This window comes from Cellulosimicrobium cellulans (assembly GCF_007679345.1).
Taxonomy (GTDB): Bacteria; Actinomycetota; Actinomycetes; order Actinomycetales; family Cellulomonadaceae; genus Cellulomonas; species Cellulomonas cellulans_A.
Map to the genome: position 1 here is coordinate 190722 of NZ_VEGH01000001.1, position 24083 is coordinate 214804.

The window sequence follows — 24083 nt, forward strand, 5'->3', positions numbered from 1 at the left end:
CTCCTCGGACTCCAGCGGCTGAATGTGCTGATGAGACAGAAATTAGGCGCCGCCGGCACCACCCCATCCCGTTCCGCGTACCTACGGAGATCCACCACGAACGATCGCGATCGAACACGAAGCACCATGACCGGCCGCTGACGGCGCTACGCTGACCCCATGACGACGTGGCTGGTCACCGGAGGAGCGGGGTACATCGGGTCGCACGTGGTGCGGGCGTTCGGGCAGGTGGGGATGGGGGCCGTGGTGCTCGACGACCTGTCCTCGGGGCACCGGGAGTTCGTCCCCGCCGACGTGCCGTTCGTGCAGGGCTCGATCCTGGACGCGGACCTGGTCACGGCCGCCCTGCGCGAGCACGCCGTCACCGGCGTCGTGCACCTGGCCGGTTTCAAGTACGCCGGCGTCTCCGTGCAGCGTCCGCTGCACACCTACGAGCAGAACGTCACCGGCACCGCCCGGCTCCTCGAGGCGATGGCCGCCGCGGACGTGCGGCGCATCGTGTTCTCGTCCAGCGCCGCCGTGTACGGCACCCCCGACGTCGACCTGGTCACCGAGGACACCCCGACGGCCCCCGAGTCGCCCTACGGCGAGTCGAAGCTGATCGGCGAGTGGCTGCTCCGCGACCAGGCCCGGGCCACCGAGCTGGCGCACACCTCGCTGCGGTACTTCAACGTCGTCGGCTCGGGCACGCCGGAGCTGAGCGACACCAGCCCGCACAACCTGTTCCCGCTGGTGCTCGACGCGCTCGCCGCCGGCCGCACCCCGCGGATCAACGGCGACGACTACGACACCCCCGACGGCACCTGCGTCCGGGACTACGTGCACGTCGCCGACCTCGCCACCTCGCACGTCGCCGCGGCGCGGGCGCTCGACGAGGGCCGGGCGCTGCAGCGGGTCTACAACCTGGGCTCCGGCGACGGCGTCTCGGTGCGGGAGATCATGACCGCGATGGCGCAGGGCACGGGGATCGCGTTCGAGCCGGAGGTCGCCCCCCGGCGCCCCGGCGACCCGGCCCGCATCGTCGCGTCCGGCGAGGCCGCCGCGCGGGACCTCGACTGGGTCATGCGGCACACGCTGACGGAGATGGTCGCCAGCGCGTGGGAGGCGCGGCAGGCGCGCTGACCGCCCCTCACCGCCCCAGGCGGGAGAGCCCCTCCGCGAGCACGCCCTCGGACCCGGCGTAGATCCCCTCGGCCCGCGGCCAGTGCACGACGACGTCCGTGAACCCCAGGTCCGCCGCGCGCTCCACGCCCTCGACCAGGGTGCCGGCGGACTCCAGCGAGAACACCGGCGCGCCGTCGAGGCTCAGGTACAGGTCCGGGACCCGGCCGCCGGGCGCGAGCCGCCCGGCGATCTCCCGCAGCTGGTCCACCTGCTCGGCGACCCCGGCCCACCACGCCTCCTGGGCGGCGGCCGGAGTGGCCGGCTGCTCGTCGGGCGCGAGCACCGGGCCGTAGGTCGCCCAGCCCTGCCCGTACCGGGCGGCGAGCGCCATCGTCCGGGGACCGGCCGCCGCGACGACGAACGGCGTGCGCGGCCGGGCGATCGTGCCCGGGTGCATCCGGGCGCCGTGCGCCTCGTAGAACGTGCCCTCGTGGTCGGTCACCGGGTGGGTGAGCAGCCGGTCCAGCAGCTCGACGAACTCCTCGAACCGCCGGGTCCGCTCGCCCCGGGTCGGCGCCGGGCCGAGGACGCCCGCGTCGAACCCCTCGCCGCCGGCGCCGAGCCCGAGCAGGAACCGGCCGCCGGCGACGTCGTCCAGGCCCATGACGTCCTTCGCGAACGGCACCGGGTGCCGGAAGTTCGGCGACGCCACCCACGTGCCCAGCCGGATCCGCTCGGTGACCGCGGCGGCCGCCGCGAGCAGCGGGACGGTGGCGAACCACGGCTCGTCGGCCAGCGACCGCCACGCGAGGTGGTCGTACGTCCAGGCGTGGTCGAACCGGTACTCCTGCTCGGCCCGGCGCCAGGTGTGCCGGGCGTCCGCCCAGCGCTGCTGCGGCAGCAGCACCACCCCGAGGCGCGGGCGGCCGGGGCGCGGGGCGGCGGTGGGTGCGGTCTCGGAGGTCACGGACCCGAGCGTAACCACGCCGCGCGCGCCCCCTACAGGTGCAGCGGCGTCAGCTCCTCGTACGCCTCGACCGGCGCACCGGCCAGGCACAGCTCAACGATCTGCCGGCCCAGCGGGTCGAGGTCGTCGGTGAGGAACTGCTGCAGCTCGCTGGCGAAGAACCCCTGCAGCACCGCGGCCCCGGTGTCGTAGGCCTCGGGGCCGACGTGCGACTGGTACTCCGGCTGGAGCAGGGTCGGCCGGATCTGCTGCCCGTCGAGCTTCATCTCGGTCGGCCGGTAGCCGAACAGGGCGCAGCGGGCCGGTGCGAGCTGCTCGCGCCGGATCCGGCCGCCGCCGCGCCGGGCCAGGTACTCGCGGGTCAGCCACTCGGCGGAGAAGCCCACGTGGTACGCCCCGATGTGCTGGTTGGGCGTGAGCACGTACCGGGTGCGGTCGTGGGTGACGAGCTGGCGCAGCAGCAGGTTCGCGGCGGCCACCTTGGTGCCCGTCGAGAACGGCCAGTACGACCCGACGCCCTCGGCGACCATGCCGCCGTGCGCGAGCGCCGAGGTGACGTCGGCGCTCTCGCCGATCGAGGGGTTCTTGTCGCCGCGCGGGGCGATGAGCCGCCAGATCCACGCCAGCGCGGGCGGCACCACGTGCATCATGCCCATGATCCCGTAGGTGGGCGCGTCCCGGGTGCACAGCGGCATCCGCACGCCGAAGGTGCGGACGTCCACCTGCTGCGGCTCGTCGACGACGTGCCTGACCGACGACCGCGGGATGACCACCCGCGGGTTCGGGCACCGCCGCCCGGTGGAGTCGAGGGTGTGCTCCCAGGGCAGGGCCGTGGCGCCGGGGACGCCGTCGATCGACAGGAACACCAGCGGCTGCTCCGGCTCGATGATCGCCCGCTCCAGGGCGGCGTCCTCGCCGTACGACGTCAGGTTGTCCACGCGGACGAACCAGCCCGCCTCGGCGTCGGACACCGTGAGCCGGCCGTCCCCGACCTGGACCGACGGGTGGCACAGCGTCATGTCGTCGGTGACCGGGGCCAGCGCCGACGTCTCCCCGAGGGTCAGGTGGTACGGCTCGTCCCGCACCAGGTTGGTCCCGACGAGGATCCGCCCGTCGTCCTCACGCCGGATCTCCTGGCACATCTCGGACTTGCCGCCGCCCGAGGCGCCCTCGTGCATGATCACGGTCTCGTTCTCGTACGGGGTCGTCACCCGGACCGAGGAGGCGTGCGCGGTGAGCCAGCCCTCCTGCTCCCCGATGTCGAGCAGCACCGAGAACACGCCCTTCTTGGCGCTCGGCCCCGGGTACAGGTTGTACGCCCAGACCTCGTGCAGCCGCTCGGAGCGGTCGTGCACCACGACCTGGCGGCCGCCGAACCGGGTGTGCCGGAACGGCGGGGCCACGTAGAGGATCGACCGCGGGTCGAACGGGCCGAGCTCGGCGAAGGTGACCCAGCCCTGCAGGTCGACGAGCGTGAGGGCGAAGAAGGCGGCGTTCGCCGGGCAGATCGCCAGCGACGGGTACCCGACGGCGGGCCCGCCGGCCCGGAACGGCACCACGACGAGCTCCTGCGTCCCGAGCCACGCGAGCGTCTCCGCGCGGACCGGGTCGAAGTCCTCGCCGTAGACGTCCCGGTACCGGGGCTTGTCCGTCGGCAGACCGTCCGCGATCCGCATGCAGTCCGGGTCCCGGCGGCGCATGTAGTCCTCGGGGTAGTTCACCGCCAGGCCGTTGCGGCAGCGCGCGACGTCGGCCTCCCGGTAGGGCGCGCCGTCGACGTCGTACTCGACCGCGAAGGTCGGGCCACCGTCCGGGCCGAGCGCCAGCTCGTACAGCTCGGCCCGGGAGCGCGGCACGATCACGCGCGGGCTGGCGTCGAGGGCGGCGCGGACGTCCCGCGCGAGGTGGACGCAGGACAGGTCGAGGGTCAGGTCCGCGGTCATGTGGGGGCTCCCTACGCGTCGAGGCCTCGGGGCGCCGCGGGGGCGTCACCCGGGGCGCGCCGCGGCACCGGGGCGGCGGTGCGGGCGCGCTTGACCGAGACATTACGAGCGCAGGGGTCGCCGCAGACGGGACCTTGGCCCCCTACCCAGGCGCGGTCGCGCGGCACGGGACCGGCGCGGGGCGGCGCGGCGCGGGTCAGGCCCAGCCGAGCTCGTGCAGCCGCTCGTCGTCGATGCCGAAGTGGTGCGCGACCTCGTGCACGACCGTCACGGCGACCTCCTCGGCCACCTCCTCGCGGTCCGCGCAGATCGCCAGGGTCGGCCGGCGGAAGATCGTGATCCGGTCCGGCAGCGACCCGGCGGCCCAGAACTCGCCGCGCTCGGTGAGCGGCACCCCCTCGTACAGCCCGAGCAGCTCGGGGTCGTCGGCCGGGGCGTCGTCCTCCACCAGCACCACCACGTTGTCCATCCGGGCGGCGAGCTCGGCCGGGATGAGGTCCAGACCGTCCCGGACGGCGTCCTCGAAGTCCTCGCGCGACATGTCGATCACCGGCCCATCCTCGCCGATTTGGCGGATCAGCAGACCTGCCCGTAGAGTCTTCCTCGGTCTGAAGACGCCTCGACGTCAGGGGCGCAAGCCCCCATCGTCTAGCGGCCCAGGACCCCGCCCTTTCACGGCGGTAGCACGGGTTCGAATCCCGTTGGGGGTACGAGCTCCGTGCATGTGGAAGAATAGGTCTCACAACGAGGCCCCGTAGCGCAGTTGGTTAGCGCGCCGCCCTGTCACGGCGGAGGTCGCGGGTTCAAGTCCCGTCGGGGTCGCTCGATCACACCGGTCCACTGGGCCGGTGTCGTCGTATCAAGGCTCTGTAGCTCAGTTGGTAGAGCGTTCGACTGAAAATCGAAAGGTCACCGGATCGACGCCGGTCGGAGCCACCGAGGGAGCCCCGCATCGCCCCAGGCGAGGCGGGGCTTCGTCGTTCCCCGGGCCCGACGCCCTCAGCCCGCGGCCGGCTCGCGCCGCCGGCGCGGGAGCACCGCCGTGAACGTGGTCCCCTCCCCCTCGGTGCTCGTGACCTCCATCACCCCGCCGTGCGCGACGACCACCGACCGGGTGATCGCCAGCCCGAGCCCGACGCCCGGCACGGCGTTCCGGGTCGCGGTGGTCGTCCGGAAGAACCGGGAGAACAGCCGGTCGACCTCGTCCGCCGGGATGCCGAGCCCGGTGTCGGCGACGGCGAACCGCAGATGGTCGACCGTCGCCGTCACCCGCACCGTCACCGTGCCGCCCGCCGGGGTGAACTTCACCGCGTTCGACAGCAGGTTGTCGCCGACCTGCGCCAGCCGGACGGCGTCGGCCGGCAGGACCACCGGCGCGTCCGGGACGTCGAGCGCCAGCACGACCCCGGCCCGGTCCGCGGCCGGGCGCGCCGACTCCACGGCCGCGCGGGCGACCTCCGCCACGTCGACGTCCGCGAGCGCCAGAGGGAACCGGCCCGCGTCCACCCGCGCCGTGAACAGCAGGTCGTCCACGAGACGCAGCAGCCGGGCCGCGTTCCGCTCCGCGACCTCGACGGACCGCAGCTGGTCGGGCGTGAGAGGGTCGTCCCGGAGCAGCTCCAGGTGGCCGACGACCGCGCTCACCGGCGTCCGCAGCTCGTGCGAGATCATCCCGGTGAACTGGTCCTGTAGGCGACCCGCCTCGTGCACGGCGGACGCGTCCGTCGCCACGAACAGGTAGCCCACCGGCCGGCCCTCCCCGTCCAGCCGGACCGTCGTCGACACCTGCACCGGCACCGGCGAGCCGTCCGCCCGCAGCCACGTCCACTCCGACGCCTCGGCGCGGCCCGGCGCGACGTCGGCGACCAGCGCCGCGAACGGGGTCGTGGTCCCGGCCCGCCGCCAGCGCTCCTGCAGCTCGCCGGGCGCGACCAGGGCGTCGGCCCGCAGCGTCCCCTGCGCCTGCGCGGCGCTCCGGCCGAGCAGCCGCTCCGCTCCCGGGTTCCACACGTCGACCACGCCGTCGGGGCCGGTGCCCACCACCGCCTGCTCCGTGACGGCGTCCAGCACGCTGCGGGTGAGCCGGTCGGCGTCGCGCAGCCGCGCCAGGTGCCCGCGCAGGCGGCGGGCGAGCTCGTTCACGGTCAGCGCGGCGAGGGCGTAGACCGCGGGCGCGAAGGCGGCCCGCCACCAGGCCAGGTCGTCGGGCGACCCGCCCGCCCCCGGCAGCGCGGGCAGCAGCAGCGCGAGGCAGGACGCCGCCGCCGCGAGGAGCACGGACCAGCGGCCCGGCTCCGCGCCGACCCAGATGACGGGCAGCACCAGGACCACGCCGAACAGCGAGCCCGCGTCCCCCGTGCCGGCGCGCAGCAGGCCGACCGCCAGGATCGAGAGCAGCGGCACGACCACCGCCCAGCCGTCACCGGCCGACCAGGGGTCCGCGGCCCGGCGGGTGGCTGCGGGCGGGCGCAGCGCGGCGAGCACCGCGAGCACGGTGGCGGCCACGAGCAGCACCGCGCCGACGAGCACCGCGCCCGGGTCGGTCACGGCGGCGCCCGGTGCGGCGGCCGCGAGGACGGCGCCGAGCAGCACGGCCGCGAGGGTCGGGGCGTGCTTGAGCAGGACGGTGCGGTCGCGCGGCCGGGGGGCGGCGGCGCGCCGGCCGCGCGACCCGGGGGTGGTCACGCGGGCCACGCGCCGGCCCCGCCCCCCGCGGCCGGGCCGACGCCGCCGGTGTCCCGCACGATCTCCAGCGGCTCCACCGCCCGACCCGACCCGAACCGCGACCAGTACCGCGCCGTCGCCCGCACGAAGTCGGGCTCCAGGTAGTCCCGGATCCCGACCTGGGACGCGAAGCACGCCAGCATCGCGAGCTTCGTGCCGAGGTGGTCGTCGATCGCGACGAACCGGTTGGGGCGGAAGTCCACCGTCGCCGACGGGCTCTGGTAGCAGGCGACCGTCCCCAGCCCGCGGGTGCCGACCATCGTCGCGTCGTGCACCGCGCGGTGGTCCTGGTGCCGGTCGTTCGCGCTGTGCGTGTAGACGACCGCCGGCCGCACCTCGTCGACCACGCGCTCCACGATCTCGAGCGTCGGCCCGGCGACCGGGATCCGGGTGTCCGGGAGGTCCTCCAGGACCAGCCGCGCACCGATCAGCGCGGCCGCCGCGCGCGACTCGCCCTGCCGGTCCGCGACGTCCCCGCCGCGCGCGCCCCGGGACAGGGTCAGCACCACGACGGTGTCGCCGGCCGCCCGGTGCGCGGCGAGGATGCCGCCGGCCCCGATCTCCACGTCGTCCGGGTGCGCGCCCACCGCCAGCACCACCGGCCGGGCCGCCAGCGCCGCACGGCGCCGCTCGCCGAGCCGGCGCACGACCTCGACCAGCTGGCCGGCGGCGACGGGCTTGGTGAGGAACTCGTCGGCGCGCTGCCGCAGGGCGCCCACCGCGTACTCCACCGACACGTGGGCGGTCATCACGACCACGCCCACGTCCGGCGCTCGCTCGCGCAGCAGCCCCGCCAGCTCCAGGCCGGAGGTGCCCGGCATCTCGATGTCCGTGACCACGACGTCCGGGTCGAACCGCGCGAGGATGCCGGCGACGTCCGAGGCGTCGTGCAGCACCACGACCTCGCAGCCGGCCCGCCGCTCCAGCACGGTGCCCGTGTACGCCGCGACGTCGGGGTCGTCGTCCAGGACGACGACCCGCAGCGCAGAGCCGGTCAAGCGGTTCCCCCCAGCGTGGATCGGGTGCCGGGCGGCCCCTGCGGCGCGCCCCGGCCATGCTCGCAGATTCACCCGTCCGGCGGCGGGCAGGACGCGAGGGCCGCGCGCATGATGCCCTCATCGGACGGGGAGGCGATGATGCCGCACCACTCGGACCTGCCGCGCCTGGCAGCGCTCGACGAGACGACGCTCGCGCGGGCCCGGACCGTCCTGGTCCACTCGCCCGACCCGTCCGGGGACGGCGACCTCGTCTGGACCCTGACGGTCCTGGACGGCTCCGGCGACCCGCTCGGGCGCGAGCGGCTCAGCGCGCCCGACTGGCCCACGCCGCTGGCCGAGATCATCGCGCCGCACCTCGACGTCGCCGGGCTGCGCGTGGTCGGCGGGTGGCGCACCGACCTGGGCGAGGACGACCTGCCGCGGCACCAGGCGCGGGTCCGCCCCGACGCGTGACCTCCCCCGGGGCGAGCGCCGGGGGTCGCAGCACCTGGACGCGGGCGGCGGGGGCGCGCGCGGTTGCCTAGGGTGGGGGCGGACCGGCGGGTGGACGCCGGCGGGCGTGGGGAAGGGGCGGACGTGGAGATCGCGGTGCAGCGGATCGGGGGGCCCGTGGTGGTCCTGCGGCCCCGGGGGCGGCTCACCGCCGGCGACGCCCCGGAGCTGCGCGCGGTCGTGGCCGACCTGGTCGAGCAGGGCCGCACGAAGCTCGTGGTCGACCTGGAGGAGACGACGTTCCTCGACTCGTCCGGCCTCGGGGCGCTCATCGCCGGGCTGCGCGCGACCCGCACCGCGGGCGGGGACCTCACGATCGCCCGGCCGACCGGTCAGGTGCTCGACGTCCTCACGCTGACGACGATGATCCGGGTGCTCCCGCCGCACGAGACCGTCGCGGACGCCTTCGCCGCCCTGGCCTGAGCGCCCGGCCGGTCAGAACGGGTCGAACTCCGTCACCCGGGTCCGCCAGTACTCCGCGCCGTCCCGGGTGCGGGTCACCAGGCCGGCCTCGACCAGCTCGCGCCGCAGACCCACCGGGTCCCGGGCCAGGTCCGCCAGCCGGTCGGTGAGCGCGCGCTCGCCGACCGGCTCCTCGAGCGGCAGCACGCCCTGCGCCACCCAGCGGAGCACGAGGTCGCGGTCGGCGCGCCGGCGGGGCAGGTGCTCCAGCCGCCCCCGTACGAGGAACCGCTCGGGGGCCGCGGGGCAGCCGCCCGCTGGCGCGTCGTCGTGTGCCATCCCGGCAGCGTAGGCACCGAGCAGCCCTCGTCCCCAGCCGATTGTCGCGGGCCCACCCGATCGACCGGCTGGGGACGAGGCGACCGGGTGGGCACCCGGCGGGTGCGCGCGGTGGCGGGCGGCTGGGCGGCCGGTGATCCTGGCGGGAGTGACGCGGGCGCTCGGCGACCCACGCGAGCGGGGGGAACCCGGCCGGGGGCCGGGGCGTTCGACCCGGGTACCGACGACGAGAGGTGACGACCATGGGCTTCCTGGACCGCCTGCTGGGCCGCGAGGCCCGCCCGCAGCAGCCGCACCGGCAGCCGTACCCGGCGTACCCCGCCGACGCGCGCCCGGCCGACCCGGACCAGGCCGCGATCGAGCGGTACCGGTACCTGCTGCGCACCGCTCCGCCGGACGCGATCGAGCAGGCGCACGCCGAGGCGTTCGCCCAGCTGACGCCCGAGCAGCGCCGGCAGGTGCTCGACGGCCTCGCCGCGGAGGTCCCGCCGGGCGAGCGCGCCACCGACGACGACCCGCGCTCGCTCGCCCGCATGGCCACCCGCGCCGAGCTGCGGCAGCCCGGCACCCTGGAGCGGTCGTTCGGCCGGGGAACGGCCGGCGTCGGGATGGGCGGCGGCATCGGGATGGGCGGGATGATCGCCGGCTCCCTGCTCGCCAGCGTCGCCGGGGCGTTCGTCGGCACCGCGATCGCCGACAGCCTGTTCGACCTGTCCGACTCGGGCGACGCCGCCGACGCGGGGGCGGAGGGCGCGGACGGCGGCTCCGAGGCCGACGCGGGCGGCTACGACGGCGGCGACGTCTCCGCGGACGGCGGCGGCTGGGGCGGGGACGGCGGCTGGGGCGGCGGGGACTTCGGCGGGGGCGACTTCGGGGGCGGCGACTTCGGGGGCGGCGACTTCTGAGACGGCGCGGCACCCGCCGGCGCCCCGCCCCGCACCCCGCGGCCCTCACCCGGCGGGGATGACTCCCCCGGCGCCCGGGCGCGACCTGCGTCCGCACGCCCTACCGTGGCGCACATGGCACCCGGCAGGGGTCGCACCGCACGGCGCATGACCGTCACGAGGGCGGTCGCGCTGGTGCTGGCGTTCGTCCTCACGGCGGTCCTGGGCGGGGTGCTCACCGCCGGCCTGGTGCTGCCCACGGTCGCCGTCGCCGACGGCACGACGGACCTCGCGGTCGAGGCGTTCCAGGACCTGCCGACCGAGCTCGAGCGGCAGCCCCTGTCCGAGCGGTCGACGGTCCTCGCGGCCGACGGCACCACGGTGCTGGCGACGTTCTGGGCGGAGAACCGGGTGGTCGTCCCGCTGGCGGCCGTCGCCGAGCCGCTGCGGCAGGCGGTCGTCGCCATCGAGGACAAGCGGTTCTACCAGCACGGGGGCATCGACCCCGAGGGCATGGTCCGGGCGCTGGTCCGCAACCTGCAGTCCTCGGGCCGCACCGAGGGCGCCTCGACGCTGACCCAGCAGTACATCAAGAACGTCCTGATCGAGCAGGCCGTCCGGTCGGGCGACCCCGCCGGGGCGGAGGCGGCGCGCGAGGCCGACGGGGCGGAGGGCTACGCGCGCAAGCTCCGGGAGGCGAAGCTCGCGATCGCGCTCGAGAAGGAGATGACCAAGGACCAGATCCTCGAGGCGTACCTGAACATCGCCCAGTTCGGCGTGAACACCTACGGGGTCGAGGCAGCTGCGCAGCGGTACTTCAGCAAGCCGGCGTCCCAGGTGTCGTACCTGGAGGCCGCGACGATCGCCGGGATCACCCAGAGCCCGACCGCCTACGACCCGGTGCGCAACCCGGCCACCGCCCAGGAGCGGCGCGACCTCGTGCTCCGGCTGATGCACGAGCAGGGCTACCTCGGCGCCGACGAGCTCGCCGCGGGCCTGGCGACGCCCCTCGCCGACACCCTGCACGTCGACACCCGGCCGGTCGGCTGCATGGCGGCGGAGGTGACGGTGCCGGGCTCCGGCTACTTCTGCGACTACGTGACCAAGGTGATCCGGGACGACCCCGCGTTCGGCGCGACGGAGGCGGAGCGGGTCGACCGGCTGTACCGCGGCGGGCTGACCATCACCACCACGCTGGACCCGCGGGAGCAGGCGCTCGCCGCCGACGCCGTGCAGGGCGGCGTGCCGGCGGACGACCCGTCGGGCGTCGCGACCGCGCTGGTCACGGTGGAGCCGGGCACGGGCAAGATCACCTCGATGGCGCAGAACCGCCGGTACAACAACACCGAGGAGCACGGCGACCGGGAGACCGCCGTCAACTACAGCACCGACTTCGCGTACGGCGGCGGCAGCGGCTTCCCGCCGGGCTCCACGTTCAAGCCGTTCACGCTGGCCCAGTGGCTCAAGGAGGGGCACAGCCTGTCCGAGCGCGTGAACGCGACCCGGTTCTCGTACCGGTTCAGCGAGTTCCGGACCTCGTGCACGCGCCTGGACCCCCGCACGGAGTACCGGTTCGCCAACGCCGAGGGGCCGCGGTCCGGCGGCGTGATGACCGTGCTCGACGCGACCCGGAACTCGGTCAACTCCGGCTACATCGCCATGGCGTCCCAGATCGACATCTGCGGGGTGTTCGACACGGCGACCGCTCTCGGGATCCACAAGGCCGGCGGCTCGTCCGGCGACGGCCCCTTCGACCCGCTACGTGCTCGGCTCCAACTCGGTGTCGCCGCTGTCGATGGCGGCCGCGTTCGCCGCCTTCGCGAACGGCGGCACGTACTGCACACCGGTGGCGATCCTGGCGGTCACGGACACCGACGGGCAGGCGCTGCCGGTGCCGCCGGGCGGGTGCACGCCGGGGGCGCTGGAGCCGCGGGTCGCCAACGCCGTGACCTACGCGCTGCAGAACGTCTGGAGCGGCACCGCCGCCACCGACCCGCCGCCGTTCGCGTCCGCCGGGAAGACCGGGACCACGTCGCACAACGAGCACACCTGGTTCGTCGGGTACACCCCGCTGCGGGCGACCGCCGTGTGGGTCGGCTTCGCCGACCGGATGGTCCCGATGCAGCGCATCACGATCAACGGGCGGTACATCCGGAACGTGTTCGGGTCCTCGGTCGCGGTGCCGATCTGGAAGTCCTTCATGACCCGCACGCTGGAGGGCCAGGCTGTCCCCGGGTTCGCCGCGCCCGGGCAGGACGAGGTGCTCGGCAAGCAGGTCGCGGTGCCGTGGGTCGTCGGGCGGGACCTGGGCGCCGCGCAGGCCGCGCTGCAGCGGGCGGGGTTCCGGGTGTCCGTGGGGCCGGCGGCACCGGACCCGGCGGCGGCGGGGACGGTGCTGCGGCAGAGCCCGTCCGGGACGGCTGTCGTCGGGTCGACCGTCACGGTCGTCCCCTCGGCGGGCCCGGCCGCGGCGGCGCCGCCCGCCGCGCCACCGGCCGCGCCGCCGGCACCGCCCGCGCCGCCCTGATCGCGCGCCGCCCGCCCCGGGGCGGACGGGCCGTCCCCCCGCGGGATGACCGTCGGCGGGGCGCGACCGTCCCGGGAGCCGACGCGCACCCGGGGGCACCGTCCGTAGCGTCGAGGGCATGGACCGCACCCCGCTCACGAGCACCCCGCCGCGCACGCCCGAGCGCCGGCTGCTGGGCGTCCTGTCGCTCGGCGCGGCGGCCGTCCTGCTGCTGAGCGCGTGCGGCGGGGCGGTCGCGGACGCGCTCGGCCGGCAGCCCGAGCCGCAGGCGACGACGTTCGCCACCGGGGCGGACGCGAAGGCCGACGCCGCGCTGCCGGACTGGGCGCCGGACGGGGCGACGGACGTCCGGGTCAAGCAGCGGCCCGGCGGTGCCGAGCGGATCGTCTCGATGCGCGCGCGGATCGACGACCTGCCGGACGACTGCGTCCCGGTCTCCGCGGAGCGGCCGCTGGCGCCGCACCCGGCGGACGGCGACCCGGCGGACTTCCGCTCCGTCTCGACGCTGGCGGCGGACTGGTGGCCGGCGGAGGCGGAGCAGGACGCCACCGTCATGTGCGGTGCGTGGTGGGTGGGCGAGCGCGACGGCGTGCTCTACGCGTTCACGCCCGAGCGGCGCACCGTCCCGGTCGGCTGAGCCCGACCGGGCGCGGGCCTCAGGCGGAGACGGCCAGCTGTGCCGGCTCCTCCACCGTCGCCACCACGACCAGCTCGCCCGTCTCCTCGTCCACCACGGCCACCGCGCGGGTGCCGCAGGCGCACAGGAGCTCGACGCCGTCGCCGTCGTCGAACCAGATGCACACGTGCCGCTGACTCCTCATGCCCACGACGGTACGCACGAGCACCGACACGGCCGGTGCTCCGCACCCCGCGTGTCGCGATCTCCCGCACGATCACGCGGGACCGCGCTCCCCGCGGGCCGCCCTCGGGCCTCAGATCCGGCGCGGCGCTGCCGATCGGGAACGGTGCACCCCGGGGGAGGAACCGCACCGCATGAGCCTCGACGGCATCGCGTCGATCAACCAGCGCATCGCCGCCATCCAGGCGACGATCGGCACGCTGGCGCCGACGCCCACGACCACCACCAGCGGCACCGCGTTCGCCCAGGCGCTCGCCCAGGCCGTTGACGGCTCGTCGACCACCGCGGGCACCGCCGCCTCCGGCACGGCCGGGACGACCGCGAGCACCGCCGCGAGCACCGCCCGGGACGCCGACGGGGTCCCCGTCGCGCTCGCCGGCTACGGCAACGGGAAGATCCCGGCCGAGGCGCTGCACGAGGTCGGGAGCACCGGCCACCGGCTGTGGGCGCCCGCGGCCGACGCCCTGGAGCGCCTGATCGCCGACGCCGCGCGGGACGGCGTGACCGTCGGCATCACCGACTCGTACCGCTCGTACGAGGCGCAGGTCGACGTCGCCGCCCGCAAGGGCCTGTACTCCCAGGGCGGCCTGGCCGCGGTGCCCGGGACCAGCGACCACGGCTGGGGCATGGCCGCCGACCTGAAGCTGGACGACGCGGCCCAGTCGTGGATGCGTGCGAACGGCGGCCGGTACGGCTTCGTCGAGGACACCCCGCGCGAGCCCTGGCACTGGGCCTACACGGCCTGACCCGCCCCGCCCCGTCCCGTTCCGCCCCGCCCCGGCTCCTCTCGCCCCCGAGACTCTCGCCGAGATAGGGGCTCCGCACCGAGGTAGGACCGTCGGACGCCCTATCTCGGCGCGGCGGCCCTATCTCGGCGCACGGGAGGGCGGGGCGGGGGGCGGGAGGGCGGTGCCGACCCCCCGCGGGCGGTCAGTCGAGGATCGCGCGGGTGACGGCGACCTGCTCCGTCAGGACCCCGCCGATGGTCTGCTGCGTCTCGTTGATCCGCTCCACGACGCCGCCGATCTGCGCCAGCGACGCGATCACCCCGTCGACCTGCTGCTGGATGGTCCGCACCTTCTCGCCGACCTGGGTGGTGGCCGCCGCGGTCTCGTTGGCGAGCTCCTTGACCTCGTGCGCGACGACGGCGAAGCCGCGGCCCGCCTCGCCGGCGCGCGCCGCCTCGATGGTCGCGTTGAGCGCGAGCAGGTTCGTCTGCGCGGCGATGCCCTGGATGACCGTGACGACCTGGCCGATCTCGGCGCTCGACACCCCGAGCCCGGCGACGTCCCGGTTCGCGTCCTCGGCGATCCGCTGGCCGTCGGTGGCGACGGTCGTGGCGGCGAGCACGTTGCGCTCGACCTCCTGGATCGAGGTCACGAGCTCCTCGCCGGCGCTGCGCAGCCGGGCCGCGCCCGCGTGCCGCTCGAGCGCCTGCGCCACCAGGAACGCCGTGTTGCGCAGCGCGTCCGCGCGGCGCTGCGAGAGCTGCAGCGTGCTCGTCGCGAAGAAGTCCATCGTGCCGACCACCCGGCCCGCCACGACGATCGGCAGGCAGACCCCGGACCGCACGCCGGCGCGCTGCGCGGCGGGCGCCCGCACGCAGTCCGTGAGCTCGCCGAGGTCCGGCACGAACACCATGTCCCGCGCGCGCCAGGCGCGGCCCGCCAGGCCCACGCCCTCCTGGAACGAGGCCGCGCGGGTGACCTCGCGGAACTCGGCGCCGGCGTCCCCGGACTCCTGCACGAAGACCAGCGCACGCTGCTGGTCGTCGAGGCGCCAGTACGACCCGTAGGCCCAGCCGAACCCCTCGCGGATGGCGGCGAGCGCGCGGCTCAACGCCTCCTCGGCGGCCGGGGCGTCGGTCACCTCGTGGATCACCCGGTTCACGGCCTCGATGTCCTGCAGCGCCTCGGCCTGGCGCTCGGCGGTCGCGACGCGCTCGATGGCCTGGCTGACCAGGACGCCGATGCTGCGCAGCGTCGCGAGCCGCTGCGGCGACGGGGCCAGCGTCTCGGTGGTGAAGAAGTCCATGGTCCCGGCGACGACGCCGTTCTCCAGCAGCGGGAAGCAGATGCCGGACCGGACCCCGGCGCGCTGCGCGGCGGGGGCGCGCACGCAGTCGGTGAGCTCGCCCAGGTCGGCCACGAACACGAGGTCGCGGTCCCGCCAGGCCCGGCCCGACAGCCCGACGCCCTCGGTGAACGACGCCGAGCGGGTCACCCGGCGGAACTCCTCGCCCGCGTCGCCGGACTCCTGGACGAAGTGCAGGGCGCGGTTGGCCTCGACCCGCCAGTAGGAGCCGTACGCCCAGTCGAACCGCTCCCGGACGACGTCGAGCGCCGCGCGCACCGCCTCCTCGGAGGTCGACGCCCCGGCGAGCGCGTGCACGACCGCGGTGACGGCGTCGATGTTCGCGCGGGACTCGGACAGCTCGGTCGCCGCGGTCGGCGGCTGCGGGCGGGTGCGGGTGAACACGTGGCTCCTCGTGGGTCGGTACCCCCTGGTGAGGAACCCATCGACGCGCACCGGGCCCGCGTGAGCGGATCGCGCGCCACGAACCGGGTGATTCGGGCAAACGCGGCCGTTCGGACTCAGGCGCCGGGCGAGTCGTCCGCTGCGTCGTCGTCGGGGACGACCACGCGCGCCCCGAGGTCCCACGGCTGGAACACCCGCTCGCCGTCCATCCGGAACCGCAGGGTCCGCTGCGTGCGCACCCGCGGGACCGGCGCGGCGTCGGCGTCGTGCTCGACGACGTCGCCGACGGCGGGCGGGACGGGCCGTGCGGGAGCGGCGGGCTGCGGCGGCGTGGCCCGCTCCGCGGCGGCGGCGCGGGGCCGCACGTCCTCGGGCCGGTCCGCCGCCTCCCCCAGCAGGACGTCGTCCAGCCGGCGGTAGCGGAACTCGGCCTCCCGCCGGTTCCGCTCGATCCACATCGTCATGAGGTCGAGCACCTCGGTCTCCAGGTGCGCCGGCCGGCGCTGCGCCTCACGCCGCCGGCTGACGAGCCCCGCCCCCTCGAGCACGCGCAGGTGCTTGGACACCGCCTGGGGCGTGACGTCGTACGGGGCCGCGAGCTCGCCGACGGTGGCGTCCCCGGACGCGAGCCGCGCCACAAGGTCCCGGCGGAGCGGGTCGGCGAGGGCGGCGAACACCTGGGAGAGCGGGTCGGCCACGGGTCCTCCAGACGGGTGGGTGGGTGACGCCGCCGTAGCGTGCCACGCGCCGGGGCAGGACGACAACCGTACGGTTGCACAACCGCCGCGTCGGGTCGACCGCGGTGCCGCGCGGCGCTCGCCGCGCGCGCCCGGCCGCCCGCGCCGATACTCGCCCGGTGACCACCGACACCACCACCGAGAAGCCCACCGGCCTGCGCCGGGCCGTGACCGGGCCGCTGCTGTTCCTGTTCATCCTCGGCGACGTGCTCGGCGCGGGCGTGTACGCCCTGGTCGGCGAGCTCGGCGCCGAGGCGGGCGGCGCGATCTGGCTACCGCTGCTCGTCGCGCTCGGCATGGCGCTGCTGACGGCGTCCTCCTACGCGGAGCTCGTCACCAAGTACCCGAAGGCGGGTGGTTCCGCGGTGTTCGCGCAGCGGGCGTTCGGCAGCCCGCTGGTGTCGTTCCTGGTCGGCTTCTGCATGCTCGCGGCGGGGGTGACGTCGGCGGCGGGCCTGGCCCTGGCGTTCGGCGGCGACTACCTGTCGGTGTTCCTCGACGTGCCGCCGGTGCTCACCGCGATCGTGTTCCTCGCCCTGGTGGCGGCGCTGAACATGCGCGGGATCAAGGAGTCGCTGCGCGCCAACGTGGTGATGACCGCGGTCGAGCTGTCGGGCCTGGTCCTCGTCGTGATCCTCGGCGCCGTCGTCCTCGGCCGCGGCGAGGGCGACCCCGCCCGGGTGCTCGAGCTGCCCGCGGAGACCTCGTGGGCCGCCGCGATCCTGGGCGGCGCGCTGATCGCGTTCTACTCGTTCGTCGGCTTCGAGACGTCCGCGAACCTCGCCGAGGAGGTCACCGACGTCCGCCGGGTCTACCCGCGCGCGCTGTTCGGCGCCCTGCTGGCCGCCGGCGTCGTCTACCTGCTGGTCGGCCTGGTCGCGCCGGCCGTGGTCGCCCCCGAGGACCTGGCGGCGTCGAGCGGCCCGCTGCTCGAGGTGGTGCGCGCGGCGGGCGGGGTGCCGCTCGAGGTGTTCTCCGCGGTGGCGCTGGTCGCCGTCGCGAACGGCGCGCTGCTCACCATGATCATGGCCAGCCGGCTGACCTACGGCATGGCGCAGGAGGGTCTGCTGCCGCCGGTGCTGGGGCGCGTGCTGCCGGGGCGCCGCACCCCGTGGGTGGCCATCGTCGTGACCACGGCCGTCGCGATGGTCCTGGCCGCGACCGGCGAGCTCGTGGACCTGGCGTCGACCGTGGTCCTGCTGCTGCTGTTCGTCTTCCTCAGCACCAACGTCGCCGTGCTCGTGCTGCGGCGCGACCGCGTCGACCACCCGCACTTCCGGGCGTGGACCGCCCTGCCGGTGCTGGCGGTGGTCACCTGCCTGGTCCTGCTGACCCAGCAGGAGGCGCGGCACTGGGCGCTCGCCGGGGTGCTGCTCGCGGTCGGCCTGGTGCTGCACCTGCTGACGCGCCGGTCCAGCCGGCGGCCGCAGGACGAGGCGGCCCGGCCGGCCCGCTGACCCCACGGACGCACCGCGCCGCCGAGCTTGGGACGATGGTCCCGGCGGCGCGGAATAGATCGGCGCACGCCCTCGTTGGGGCGCAAGTACATGCAAACGCATCGACTTGAGGAGCGCGAGATGCAGTTCGGAGTCTTCACGGTCAGCGACATCACACCTGACCCCCACACGGGCCGCGCGCCCGACGACACCGAGCGCGTCCGGTCGATCCTGACGATCGCCCAGCACGCCGAGGACGTCGGCCTCGACGTCTTCGCGACCGGCGAGCACCACAACCCGCCGTTCGTCGCGTCGTCCCCCACGACGATGCTCGGCTACCTCGCCGGCCGCACCAAGGACATCGTGCTGTCGACGGCCACCACGCTGATCACGACCAACGACCCGGTCCGGCTGGCCGAGGAGTACGCGATGCTCCAGGTCATCTCCGACGGCCGGATGGACCTCATGATGGGCCGCGGCAACACCGGCCCGGTCTACCCCTGGTTCGGCCAGGACATCCGCCAGGGCATCCCGCTGGCGATCGAGAACTACGCCCTGCTGCGCCGCCTCTGGACCGAGGAGGTCGTCGACTGGGAGGGCAAGTTCCGCACCCCGCTGCAGGGCTTCACGTCGACCCCGCGGCCGCTGGACGGCGTCCCGCCGTTCGTGTGGCACGGCTCGATCCGCAGCCCCGAGATCGCCGAGCAGGCCGCGTACTACGGCGACGGCTTCTTCCACAACAACATCTTCTGGCCGATGAGCCACACCAAGCAGATGGTGCAGTTCTACCGCCAGCGGTTCGAGCACTACGGCCACGGCCGCGCGGACCAGGCGATCGTCGGCCTCGGCGGCCAGGTGTTCATGCGGAAGAACTCGCAGGACGCCGTGACCGAGTTCCGGCCGTACTTCGACAACGCGCCGGTCTACGGCCACGGCCCGTCGCTGGAGGACTTCTCCGCGCAGACGCCGCTGACCGTCGGCTCGCCGCAGCAGGTCATCGACCGGTACGCCGCCATGCGGCACGACGTCGGGCACTACCAGCGCCAGCTGTTCCTCATCGACCACGCGGGGCTGCCGCTCAAGACGGTCCTCGAGCAGCTCGACATCCTGGGCGGCGAGGTCGTCCCGGTGCTCCGCAAGGAGATGGAGTCCGACCGGCCCGCCGACGTCCCGTCCGGCCCGCCGACGCACGCCGAGCGCGTCGCGAAGGCCCGCGCCGCCGGCCAGGTGCACGAGCAGACCGTCGCCGCCGCCGACCACTGGACCGGGAAGACGGCCGAGGACGACGCCGCGGCCGCCGACGCGGTCGCGGGGCGCCAGGGCGCCGCGTTCGGCCTCTGAGCCCGGAACAACCACCTCGGGTGGAAGGTTCTGCCGGACACGCCGTCGGCGGGTCCGGCCAGACCTTCCACCCGACCCCCGGTACCACCCGCACCACCCCAGCACGAGGAGCACCTCCCATGACCGAGCGCCACATCGTCGCCCTGTCGGCCGGCCTCGGCCAGCCGTCCTCCACCCGCCTGCTCGCCGACCGGCTCGCCGAGGCGACCGCCACCGAGCTCGCCGACCGCGGGCAGCGCCCCGAGGTCCGGGTCGTCGAGCTGCGCGACCACGCGCACGACATCGTCAACGCGATGCTCACCGGCGTGCCGAGCCCGGCGCTGGCCGAGGTGATCGAGGCCGTGACCGGCGCGGACGCGCTGATCGCCGTGACCCCGCTGTTCACCACGACCTACTCGGGTCTGTTCAAGTCGTTCGTCGACATCCTGGACAAGGACTCGCTGACCGGGATGCCCGTCCTGCTCGGCGCGACGGGCGGCACCGCCCGGCACTCGCTGGCCATCGAGTACTCGATGCGGCCGCTGTTCACCTACCTGCGGGCCGACGTCTCCACGACGTCGGTGTTCGCCGCGACCGACGACTGGGCCGCCGGCACCACCGCCGACGAGCCGAGCCCGCTGCCCGCCCGCATCCGCCGGGCCGGCGCCGAGCTCGCGACCACGGTCGCCGCCCGCGGCCCGCGCGGCCCGCAGGACCCGTTCGCCGACGCGCCGTCCTTCGCGGACCTGCTGGGCGGCTGACGGCCGCGGGCCGCTCCACGCCCGAGCGCGGCAGATCCAGCCCAGCGCGGCAGCGGGAGCGACCGCGCTGGGCGCGAACGCCCGCGCTCGGCGTCGCGCGCGTCAGTCCCGGGCGAGCAGCACCACGGTGGCGTCGTCGTCCGAGGCCGGGTCCCGCAGGCGCGCCACGAGCGCGTCCAGCTCCCCCGGCACCGGGCGGCCGACCGCCGCCAGCGTCCGGTCCAGCGCGACGCGCAGCGACTCCCGCCGCCGCTCGACGACGCCGTCCGTGACCAGCAGGAGCGCGTCGCCGGGGTGCAGGGTCGTCCGCCCGGAGGCGGGCTCCCCCGTCAGCAGCCCGATCAGCGGCGAACCCAGCACCGGCTCCCACGCCGCGGTCCCGTCCGCGCGCACCACGAGCGGCGGCAGGTGCCCGGCGCCCGCGTACTCGACCGCGCCGGACGCGGGGTCGAGCACGGCGACCGCCATCGTCGCCATCTGGCCCGGCAGGGTCCACCGCGCCAGGGCCGCGACCCGGGACAGCACGACCGCCGGCGGGGCCGCGTCCAGCAGGTACGCGCGGGTGGCGTTGCGCAGCTGGCCCATCGCCGCGGCCGTCGCGAGCCCGTGGCCCGTGACGTCGCCGATGGTCAGCGCCAGCCGGCCGTCCGCGAGCCGCAGCACGTCGTACCAGTCGCCGCCGACCTGCCCGGTGCCGGCGGGCTCGTAACGGGCGTCGACCGACCAGCCCGGCACGAGCGGCAGCGACGTGGGCAGCAGCGTGCGCTGGATCGCGCGCGCGGCGTTCACCTCCGCCCGGCCCCGGTGGAACAGCGCCTCCACCAGGTGGGCGCGCAGGTCGACGGCGTTCTGCACGTGCCGGTCGTCCCACGGCAGCGAGCGGCCGCGGACCTGCTCCCGCCAGAGGTCGAAGGACTGGCGGGGGCCGAGCCGCACCCCGTCGCCCTCCGGGACCGCGATCATCTTGTGGTGCGGGTCGCCGCCCCAGTCGACGGTGCGCACCACCTCGCCGCGCAGCCAGACCACGGTGCCGCCGTCGGGCAGCGCCAGGGCGACCGCGCCGGCGACGCCCGGGACGTCGGGCGCCCCCGGCTCGTCGGCCAGCCGGTCGGTCGCCAGCACCTCGCCGAGCGACGACGCCCACGCCGCGACCTGCGCGCACGCCGCGTCGCCCGGGACCTCGCCGAGCGTCAGCACGTCGGGCCCGACGCTCACCACGACGCCGTCGGCAGGCACGAGCGCCAGCAGGTCGCCGGTGCGGGTGAGCGCCTGCGCCAGCCGCACGTCCTCGTCGCGGCTCGCGCCGACCAGTCGGGCGAGCACGCCGGACGCCCGCCGGGTCTCCGCGAGCGCGTCCTCCTCGACCTGCGCGACCAGCCGGGCGGACAGTGCGACCCCGAGGAACTCGGCCGCGGCACGGACGCCGTAGGACGGCGCGTGCGGGCCGCTGTAGTGGTGGCACGCCACCATGCCCCAGAGCTTGCCGTCCCGGAGCAGCGAGATGGACATCGACGCCCGGACGCCCATGTTGCGCAGGTACTCGCAGTGGATCGGCGAGACGGAGCGCAACGTCGCGTAGGTGAGGTCGAGCGGCCGGCCGGACAGCGGGTCCGCGGCGGGGACGACCGGGACCGGGGTGTAGTCGACGTCGGAGATGAGCCGGATCCAGCTCTTCTCGTACATCGCCCGCGCCTGGGCCGGGATGTCGGACGCCGGGTAGTGCAGCCCGAGGAACGGCTCCAGGTCGGCCCGCTTCGCCTCCGCGACGACCTCGCCGTTGTACTCGGCGTCGAACCGGTAGATCATCACGCGGTCGAACCCGAGCAGCCGGCGCGCGTGCCGGGCGGCGATGTCGTACAGCTCGGTGAGCTCGCCCGCGCGGTTGAGGTCGGCGATCGCGTCGCGGACGCTCTCGTAGGTGCTGCCGTAGGTGAGGGGGCGCGGCCCGTCGGCGGGCTCGAGCTCGACGACGAACACCGGGCCCGGGTCCGCGAGGGTCGCGGGCGGCGGGCGGTGCACGACGACGTCGAGCTGCACCGTGCCGTCGGCGGTCGCGACCTCCACCAGCCCTGGGTTGCGGGTGCGGTGGTCCGGCACGGCGGCGAGCTGCTCCAGCACCACGCGCGCGGCGGGGACGCCGAGCACGTCGCCGAGCGGCGCGCCCAGCACCGCCTCGACCGGCCGGCCCAGCACCGTCTGGACGTTGGTGGAGGCCTGCAGGACGACGCCGCCGTCGTCCTGGACCACCAGGAGGACCCCGCGCGGCTGCACCGAGCCCGGGATGTGGATCGGCTCCCGGGCGCAGTTGTCCAGGTCGATCGGCGCACCGGGCGGCAGGAGGGTCTCGCTCAACGCCGTGTCCTTCCGGTCGGAGGACCCGACCGGAAGGGCCGAGCGGCCCACGCGCGGCGACGCGGTCCCCGGCGACCCTCGCAAACCGGGACGACCCGTGGCAAGTGGGTCAACCGGCCCACAGGGCGGTGAGGCCGAGCCCGGCGGCCGTGGCGGCCACCGTCAGCACCATCGTGCCCAGCAGGTTCACGAGCGCCCGGCCCCGCTCGCCGGCCTGCGCCAGCCGGACGGTCTCGACGGCCGCGGCGGAGAAGGTGGTGTAGCCGCCGCAGAACCCCGTCGCGAGCAGCAGCTGCCAGGTCGGTGCCAGACCGAGGTACAGGTGCGCGCCGGCCACCAGCCCGATCAGCAGCGATCCGGTGACGTTGATCGCGATGGTCGCGACCGGCAGGACCGTCCGTCCCCGCGCCCGGATCGTGCCGTCGACCCAGAACCGGGTCGCGGCGCCGAGCCCGCCCATCACCGCGACCAGCAGCGCGTCCGTCACCTCGCACCCCCGGCCCCGCGGGAGCGGCGGCCCGCGGCGGCAGACACCGCCGCGACGCCGGCCGCCGCGCACAGCGTCCCCGCCACCAGCGACACCGCCGCGTAGGCCAGCGCGGTCCCGACCGCCCCCGAGGCGAGCAGCCGCTCGACCTCCAGCGCCAGCGAGCTGAACGTCGTGTACCCGCCGAGCACCCCCGTGCCGAGGGCCAGCCGCCCCCGCTGCACACCGGGCGTCTCCGCGCCGCGGCGACCCAGGACCTCCAGCAGGACGCCCAGCAGGAACGCCCCGGTCAGGTTGGCGGTCAGCGTCCCGACCGGCCAGCCGTCCTGCGGCGGCAGCGCCCGGGCCAGGCCGTAGCGGCCGAGCGAGCCGACGGCGCCGCCCGCCGCGACGAGCAGCGCGAGCCCCGCGCGGTGGTGCGCCGGGCGCGGGGCGGGCAGGGGTGCGGGCGGAGTGCTCGTGCGGGCCTCCGGGGCAGGTGGGGGTGCGGGCCGCCGCTCATCCTGCCGCACCGGGTGCCGTGCCCGTGCGGTAGGCCAGCGCCGCCAGCACCCGCGGGCTCACGTCCGGGCCCGCCGCGCCGAGCGCGCGGTAGACCACGGCCAGGTGGTTCTCCACCGACCGGGGCGACAGCCCGAGCGCCCGCGCGGCCGCCCGGTTGGACAGGCCCTGGGCCACCAGCGCGAGCACCGCGCCCTGCGCCGCGGTCAGCCCGGCCACCGGGGTCGCCCCCGCTCCCGGCCCCAGGACCGCCTGACCGTCCGCGGTCGCGACGACGGCACGGGCCAGCGCGCCCGGGTCCGGGCACGCCCGCCGGGACACGTGGCTCCACGGCCGCGGGGTCCGGCCGCGCAGCGCCAGCACCACGTCGGACGCGTCCCGCCCCGAGAGCAGCAGCACCGCCAGGTCCGGGTCGCGCTCCTGGAGCCGCAGCCCGAGCTCGACGCCGGTCCCGTCCGCCAGGGCCTCCTCCACCACGAGCACGTCGACCGTGCGCGGGTCCACCCGGTCGAGGGCCTCCCGGCGGCCCGCCAGCCGGTGCAGGACCGCCACCCGCGGGTCGGTCTCGAGCCCCTGGGCCAGGGCGGCGCGCGACAGCGCCTCGTCGACGACGAGGGCCACCCGCACGATGCGCCCGACCACGGGGGCACGGTACGCCCGGCGGCACGCCGCGCACGCGCGCCGGGGACCCGTGCCGGTGGCTAGGGTGGTCCCACCGGGCGAACCAGGTGGGACCGGACCGCCGCGACGACGCGGCGCGCCGTCCGACGCC

Annotated in this window: 23 protein-coding genes, 3 tRNA genes and 2 pseudogenes; 14 read left to right on the forward strand and 14 right to left on the reverse strand. The window is 75.8% G+C overall.

Annotated features, from left to right (window positions below; translation table 11 throughout):
• Nucleotides 1–159 precede the first annotated feature (159 nt).
• Nucleotides 160–1122, forward strand: a complete 963-nt coding sequence (gene galE / locus FS882_RS00895) for a UDP-glucose 4-epimerase GalE (RefSeq protein WP_158369885.1) — start codon at nucleotides 160–162, stop codon at nucleotides 1120–1122.
• A 7-nt stretch (nucleotides 1123–1129) separates the two neighbouring features.
• Here the strand turns inward: galE and FS882_RS00900 are convergent, their stop codons facing one another.
• The 3 genes from FS882_RS00900 to FS882_RS00910 form a co-directional block, all read right to left on the reverse strand.
• A complete protein-coding gene (locus tag FS882_RS00900; RefSeq protein WP_158369887.1) occupies nucleotides 1130–2071 on the reverse strand; it encodes an LLM class flavin-dependent oxidoreductase in 942 nt (313 codons plus the stop codon).
• Nucleotides 2072–2103: 32 nt separating this feature from the next.
• Nucleotides 2104–4014 (reverse strand): DUF4914 family protein, encoded by a 1911-nt coding sequence (locus FS882_RS00905; RefSeq protein ID WP_158369889.1) that lies wholly within the window; start codon nucleotides 4012–4014, stop codon nucleotides 2104–2106.
• A 196-nt stretch (nucleotides 4015–4210) separates the two neighbouring features.
• Nucleotides 4211–4555 carry a metallopeptidase family protein gene (locus tag FS882_RS00910; protein ID WP_158370405.1) on the reverse strand — a complete coding sequence of 115 codons (345 nt, stop codon included), beginning with the start codon at nucleotides 4553–4555 and terminating at the stop codon, nucleotides 4211–4213.
• A 96-nt stretch (nucleotides 4556–4651) separates the two neighbouring features.
• On the opposite strand from FS882_RS00910, the gene FS882_RS00915 reads away from it, so the two are divergent.
• The 3 genes from FS882_RS00915 to FS882_RS00925 all read left to right on the forward strand — a co-directional run bounded on the left by FS882_RS00915 (nucleotide 4652) and on the right by FS882_RS00925 (nucleotide 4950).
• Nucleotides 4652–4724, forward strand: a tRNA-Glu gene (locus tag FS882_RS00915).
• A gap of 38 nt (nucleotides 4725–4762) precedes the next feature.
• A tRNA-Asp gene (locus FS882_RS00920) sits at nucleotides 4763–4836 on the forward strand.
• A gap of 41 nt (nucleotides 4837–4877) precedes the next feature.
• Nucleotides 4878–4950 (forward strand) — tRNA-Phe (locus FS882_RS00925).
• A gap of 63 nt (nucleotides 4951–5013) precedes the next feature.
• Here FS882_RS00925 and FS882_RS00930 read toward each other — a convergent pair.
• Nucleotides 5014–6699 (reverse strand): sensor histidine kinase, encoded by a 1686-nt coding sequence (locus FS882_RS00930; protein WP_158369891.1) that lies wholly within the window; start codon nucleotides 6697–6699, stop codon nucleotides 5014–5016.
• Nucleotides 6696–7736 carry a response regulator gene (locus FS882_RS00935; protein ID WP_158369893.1) on the reverse strand — a complete coding sequence of 347 codons (1041 nt, stop codon included), beginning with the start codon at nucleotides 7734–7736 and terminating at the stop codon, nucleotides 6696–6698. The genes FS882_RS00930 and FS882_RS00935 overlap by 4 nt, the downstream gene beginning before the upstream one ends.
• A 138-nt stretch (nucleotides 7737–7874) precedes the next feature.
• Here FS882_RS00935 and FS882_RS00940 point away from each other — a divergent pair, with 138 nt between their 5' ends.
• Together FS882_RS00940 and FS882_RS00945 are read left to right on the forward strand one after the other, a co-directional pair.
• A complete protein-coding gene (locus FS882_RS00940; protein WP_187365057.1) occupies nucleotides 7875–8189 on the forward strand; it encodes a hypothetical protein in 315 nt (104 codons plus the stop codon).
• A 123-nt stretch (nucleotides 8190–8312) separates the two neighbouring features.
• Nucleotides 8313–8651 (forward strand): STAS domain-containing protein, encoded by a 339-nt coding sequence (locus tag FS882_RS00945; RefSeq protein WP_158369897.1) that lies wholly within the window; start codon nucleotides 8313–8315, stop codon nucleotides 8649–8651.
• 12 nt (nucleotides 8652–8663) lie between these two features.
• On the opposite strand, the gene FS882_RS00950 is transcribed toward FS882_RS00945, so the two are convergent.
• Entirely contained in the window at nucleotides 8664–8969 is a 306-nt protein-coding gene (locus tag FS882_RS00950) for a DUF2087 domain-containing protein (RefSeq protein WP_158369899.1), read from the reverse strand.
• A 242-nt stretch (nucleotides 8970–9211) separates the two neighbouring features.
• On the opposite strand from FS882_RS00950, the gene FS882_RS00955 reads away from it, so the two are divergent.
• From FS882_RS00955 to FS882_RS00965, 4 genes and pseudogenes are all read left to right on the forward strand, one after another.
• The gene (locus tag FS882_RS00955) at nucleotides 9212–9874 is read left to right on the forward strand and encodes a hypothetical protein (protein WP_158370407.1); all 663 of its coding nucleotides are present in this window, start codon (nucleotides 9212–9214) and stop codon (nucleotides 9872–9874) included.
• 147 nt (nucleotides 9875–10021) lie between these two features.
• Nucleotides 10022–11467: pseudogene (locus tag FS882_RS21775) on the forward strand (transglycosylase domain-containing protein); the annotation flags it as partial.
• 181 nt (nucleotides 11468–11648) lie between these two features.
• Nucleotides 11649–12380: a PASTA domain-containing protein gene (locus FS882_RS21780; RefSeq protein ID WP_410053255.1), complete on the forward strand. Its 732-nt coding sequence runs from the start codon at nucleotides 11649–11651 to the stop codon at nucleotides 12378–12380.
• 118 nt (nucleotides 12381–12498) lie between these two features.
• Complete coding sequence (locus FS882_RS00965) at nucleotides 12499–13017, forward strand: hypothetical protein (RefSeq protein ID WP_158369903.1); 519 nt, start codon at nucleotides 12499–12501, stop codon at nucleotides 13015–13017.
• A gap of 19 nt (nucleotides 13018–13036) precedes the next feature.
• Here the strand turns inward: FS882_RS00965 and FS882_RS20755 are convergent, their stop codons facing one another.
• Nucleotides 13037–13201, reverse strand: a complete 165-nt coding sequence (locus FS882_RS20755; RefSeq protein WP_187365059.1) for a hypothetical protein — start codon at nucleotides 13199–13201, stop codon at nucleotides 13037–13039.
• A 172-nt stretch (nucleotides 13202–13373) separates the two neighbouring features.
• Here FS882_RS20755 and FS882_RS00970 point away from each other — a divergent pair, with 172 nt between their 5' ends.
• Complete coding sequence (locus FS882_RS00970; protein ID WP_158369905.1) at nucleotides 13374–13985, forward strand: D-alanyl-D-alanine carboxypeptidase family protein; 612 nt, start codon at nucleotides 13374–13376, stop codon at nucleotides 13983–13985.
• Between the two features lie 184 nt (nucleotides 13986–14169).
• Here the strand turns inward: FS882_RS00970 and FS882_RS21785 are convergent, their stop codons facing one another.
• The 3 genes and pseudogenes from FS882_RS21785 to FS882_RS21730 all read right to left on the reverse strand — a co-directional run bounded on the left by FS882_RS21785 (nucleotide 14170) and on the right by FS882_RS21730 (nucleotide 16415).
• Nucleotides 14170–14682 carry a methyl-accepting chemotaxis protein gene (locus FS882_RS21785; RefSeq protein WP_262348011.1) on the reverse strand — a complete coding sequence of 171 codons (513 nt, stop codon included), beginning with the start codon at nucleotides 14680–14682 and terminating at the stop codon, nucleotides 14170–14172.
• Nucleotides 14677–15900, reverse strand: a pseudogene (locus tag FS882_RS21790) (GAF domain-containing protein); the annotation flags it as partial. The pseudogene FS882_RS21790 and the gene FS882_RS21785, both read right to left, overlap by 6 nt.
• Nucleotides 15834–16415, reverse strand: coding sequence for an ArsR/SmtB family transcription factor (locus tag FS882_RS21730; protein WP_222848084.1), 582 nt, complete (start codon nucleotides 16413–16415; stop codon nucleotides 15834–15836). The gene FS882_RS21730 and the pseudogene FS882_RS21790, both read right to left, overlap by 67 nt.
• A gap of 158 nt (nucleotides 16416–16573) precedes the next feature.
• Here FS882_RS21730 and FS882_RS00985 point away from each other — a divergent pair, with 158 nt between their 5' ends.
• The 3 genes from FS882_RS00985 to FS882_RS00995 all read left to right on the forward strand — a co-directional run bounded on the left by FS882_RS00985 (nucleotide 16574) and on the right by FS882_RS00995 (nucleotide 19971).
• Nucleotides 16574–17911 carry an APC family permease gene (locus FS882_RS00985; protein ID WP_158369909.1) on the forward strand — a complete coding sequence of 446 codons (1338 nt, stop codon included), beginning with the start codon at nucleotides 16574–16576 and terminating at the stop codon, nucleotides 17909–17911.
• Nucleotides 17912–18031: 120 nt separating this feature from the next.
• Entirely contained in the window at nucleotides 18032–19231 is a 1200-nt protein-coding gene (locus FS882_RS00990) for an LLM class flavin-dependent oxidoreductase (RefSeq protein WP_158369911.1), read from the forward strand.
• 119 nt (nucleotides 19232–19350) lie between these two features.
• Nucleotides 19351–19971 carry an FMN reductase gene (locus tag FS882_RS00995; protein ID WP_158369913.1) on the forward strand — a complete coding sequence of 207 codons (621 nt, stop codon included), beginning with the start codon at nucleotides 19351–19353 and terminating at the stop codon, nucleotides 19969–19971.
• 102 nt (nucleotides 19972–20073) lie between these two features.
• Here the strand turns inward: FS882_RS00995 and FS882_RS01000 are convergent, their stop codons facing one another.
• The 4 genes from FS882_RS01000 to FS882_RS01015 all read right to left on the reverse strand — a co-directional run bounded on the left by FS882_RS01000 (nucleotide 20074) and on the right by FS882_RS01015 (nucleotide 23953).
• A complete protein-coding gene (locus tag FS882_RS01000) occupies nucleotides 20074–22323 on the reverse strand; it encodes a SpoIIE family protein phosphatase (RefSeq protein WP_158369915.1) in 2250 nt (749 codons plus the stop codon).
• A 109-nt stretch (nucleotides 22324–22432) separates the two neighbouring features.
• Nucleotides 22433–22810, reverse strand: a complete 378-nt coding sequence (crcB, locus tag FS882_RS01005; protein WP_262347976.1) for a fluoride efflux transporter CrcB — start codon at nucleotides 22808–22810, stop codon at nucleotides 22433–22435.
• The gene (locus tag FS882_RS01010) at nucleotides 22807–23322 is read right to left on the reverse strand and encodes a fluoride efflux transporter FluC (RefSeq protein ID WP_158369917.1); all 516 of its coding nucleotides are present in this window, start codon (nucleotides 23320–23322) and stop codon (nucleotides 22807–22809) included. The genes crcB and FS882_RS01010 overlap by 4 nt, the downstream gene beginning before the upstream one ends.
• Nucleotides 23309–23953 carry a response regulator transcription factor gene (locus FS882_RS01015; protein WP_187365060.1) on the reverse strand — a complete coding sequence of 215 codons (645 nt, stop codon included), beginning with the start codon at nucleotides 23951–23953 and terminating at the stop codon, nucleotides 23309–23311. Before FS882_RS01015 ends, FS882_RS01010 begins: the two co-directional genes overlap by 14 nt.
• Nucleotides 23954–24083 lie beyond the last annotated feature (130 nt).

Excerpts from the sequence above, each read along its gene's own strand:
- galE (WP_158369885.1), top strand. The coding sequence starts at position 160 with ATGACGACGTGGCTGGTCACCGGAGGAGCGGGGTACATCGGGTCGCAC.
- FS882_RS00905 (WP_158369889.1), bottom strand. The coding sequence starts at position 4,014 with ATGACCGCGGACCTGACCCTCGACCTGTCCTGCGTCCACCTCGCGCGG.
- FS882_RS00910 (WP_158370405.1), bottom strand. The coding sequence starts at position 4,555 with ATGTCGCGCGAGGACTTCGAGGACGCCGTCCGGGACGGTCTGGACCTC.
- FS882_RS00940 (WP_187365057.1), top strand. The coding sequence starts at position 7,875 with ATGCCGCACCACTCGGACCTGCCGCGCCTGGCAGCGCTCGACGAGACG.
- FS882_RS00950 (WP_158369899.1), bottom strand. The coding sequence starts at position 8,969 with ATGGCACACGACGACGCGCCAGCGGGCGGCTGCCCCGCGGCCCCCGAG.
- FS882_RS00955 (WP_158370407.1), top strand. The coding sequence starts at position 9,212 with ATGGGCTTCCTGGACCGCCTGCTGGGCCGCGAGGCCCGCCCGCAGCAG.
- FS882_RS21780 (WP_410053255.1), top strand. The coding sequence starts at position 11,649 with ATGGCGGCCGCGTTCGCCGCCTTCGCGAACGGCGGCACGTACTGCACA.
- FS882_RS00965 (WP_158369903.1), top strand. The coding sequence starts at position 12,499 with ATGGACCGCACCCCGCTCACGAGCACCCCGCCGCGCACGCCCGAGCGC.
- FS882_RS20755 (WP_187365059.1), bottom strand. The coding sequence starts at position 13,201 with ATGAGGAGTCAGCGGCACGTGTGCATCTGGTTCGACGACGGCGACGGC.
- FS882_RS00970 (WP_158369905.1), top strand. The coding sequence starts at position 13,374 with ATGAGCCTCGACGGCATCGCGTCGATCAACCAGCGCATCGCCGCCATC.
- FS882_RS00990 (WP_158369911.1), top strand. The coding sequence starts at position 18,032 with ATGCAGTTCGGAGTCTTCACGGTCAGCGACATCACACCTGACCCCCAC.
- FS882_RS00995 (WP_158369913.1), top strand. The coding sequence starts at position 19,351 with ATGACCGAGCGCCACATCGTCGCCCTGTCGGCCGGCCTCGGCCAGCCG.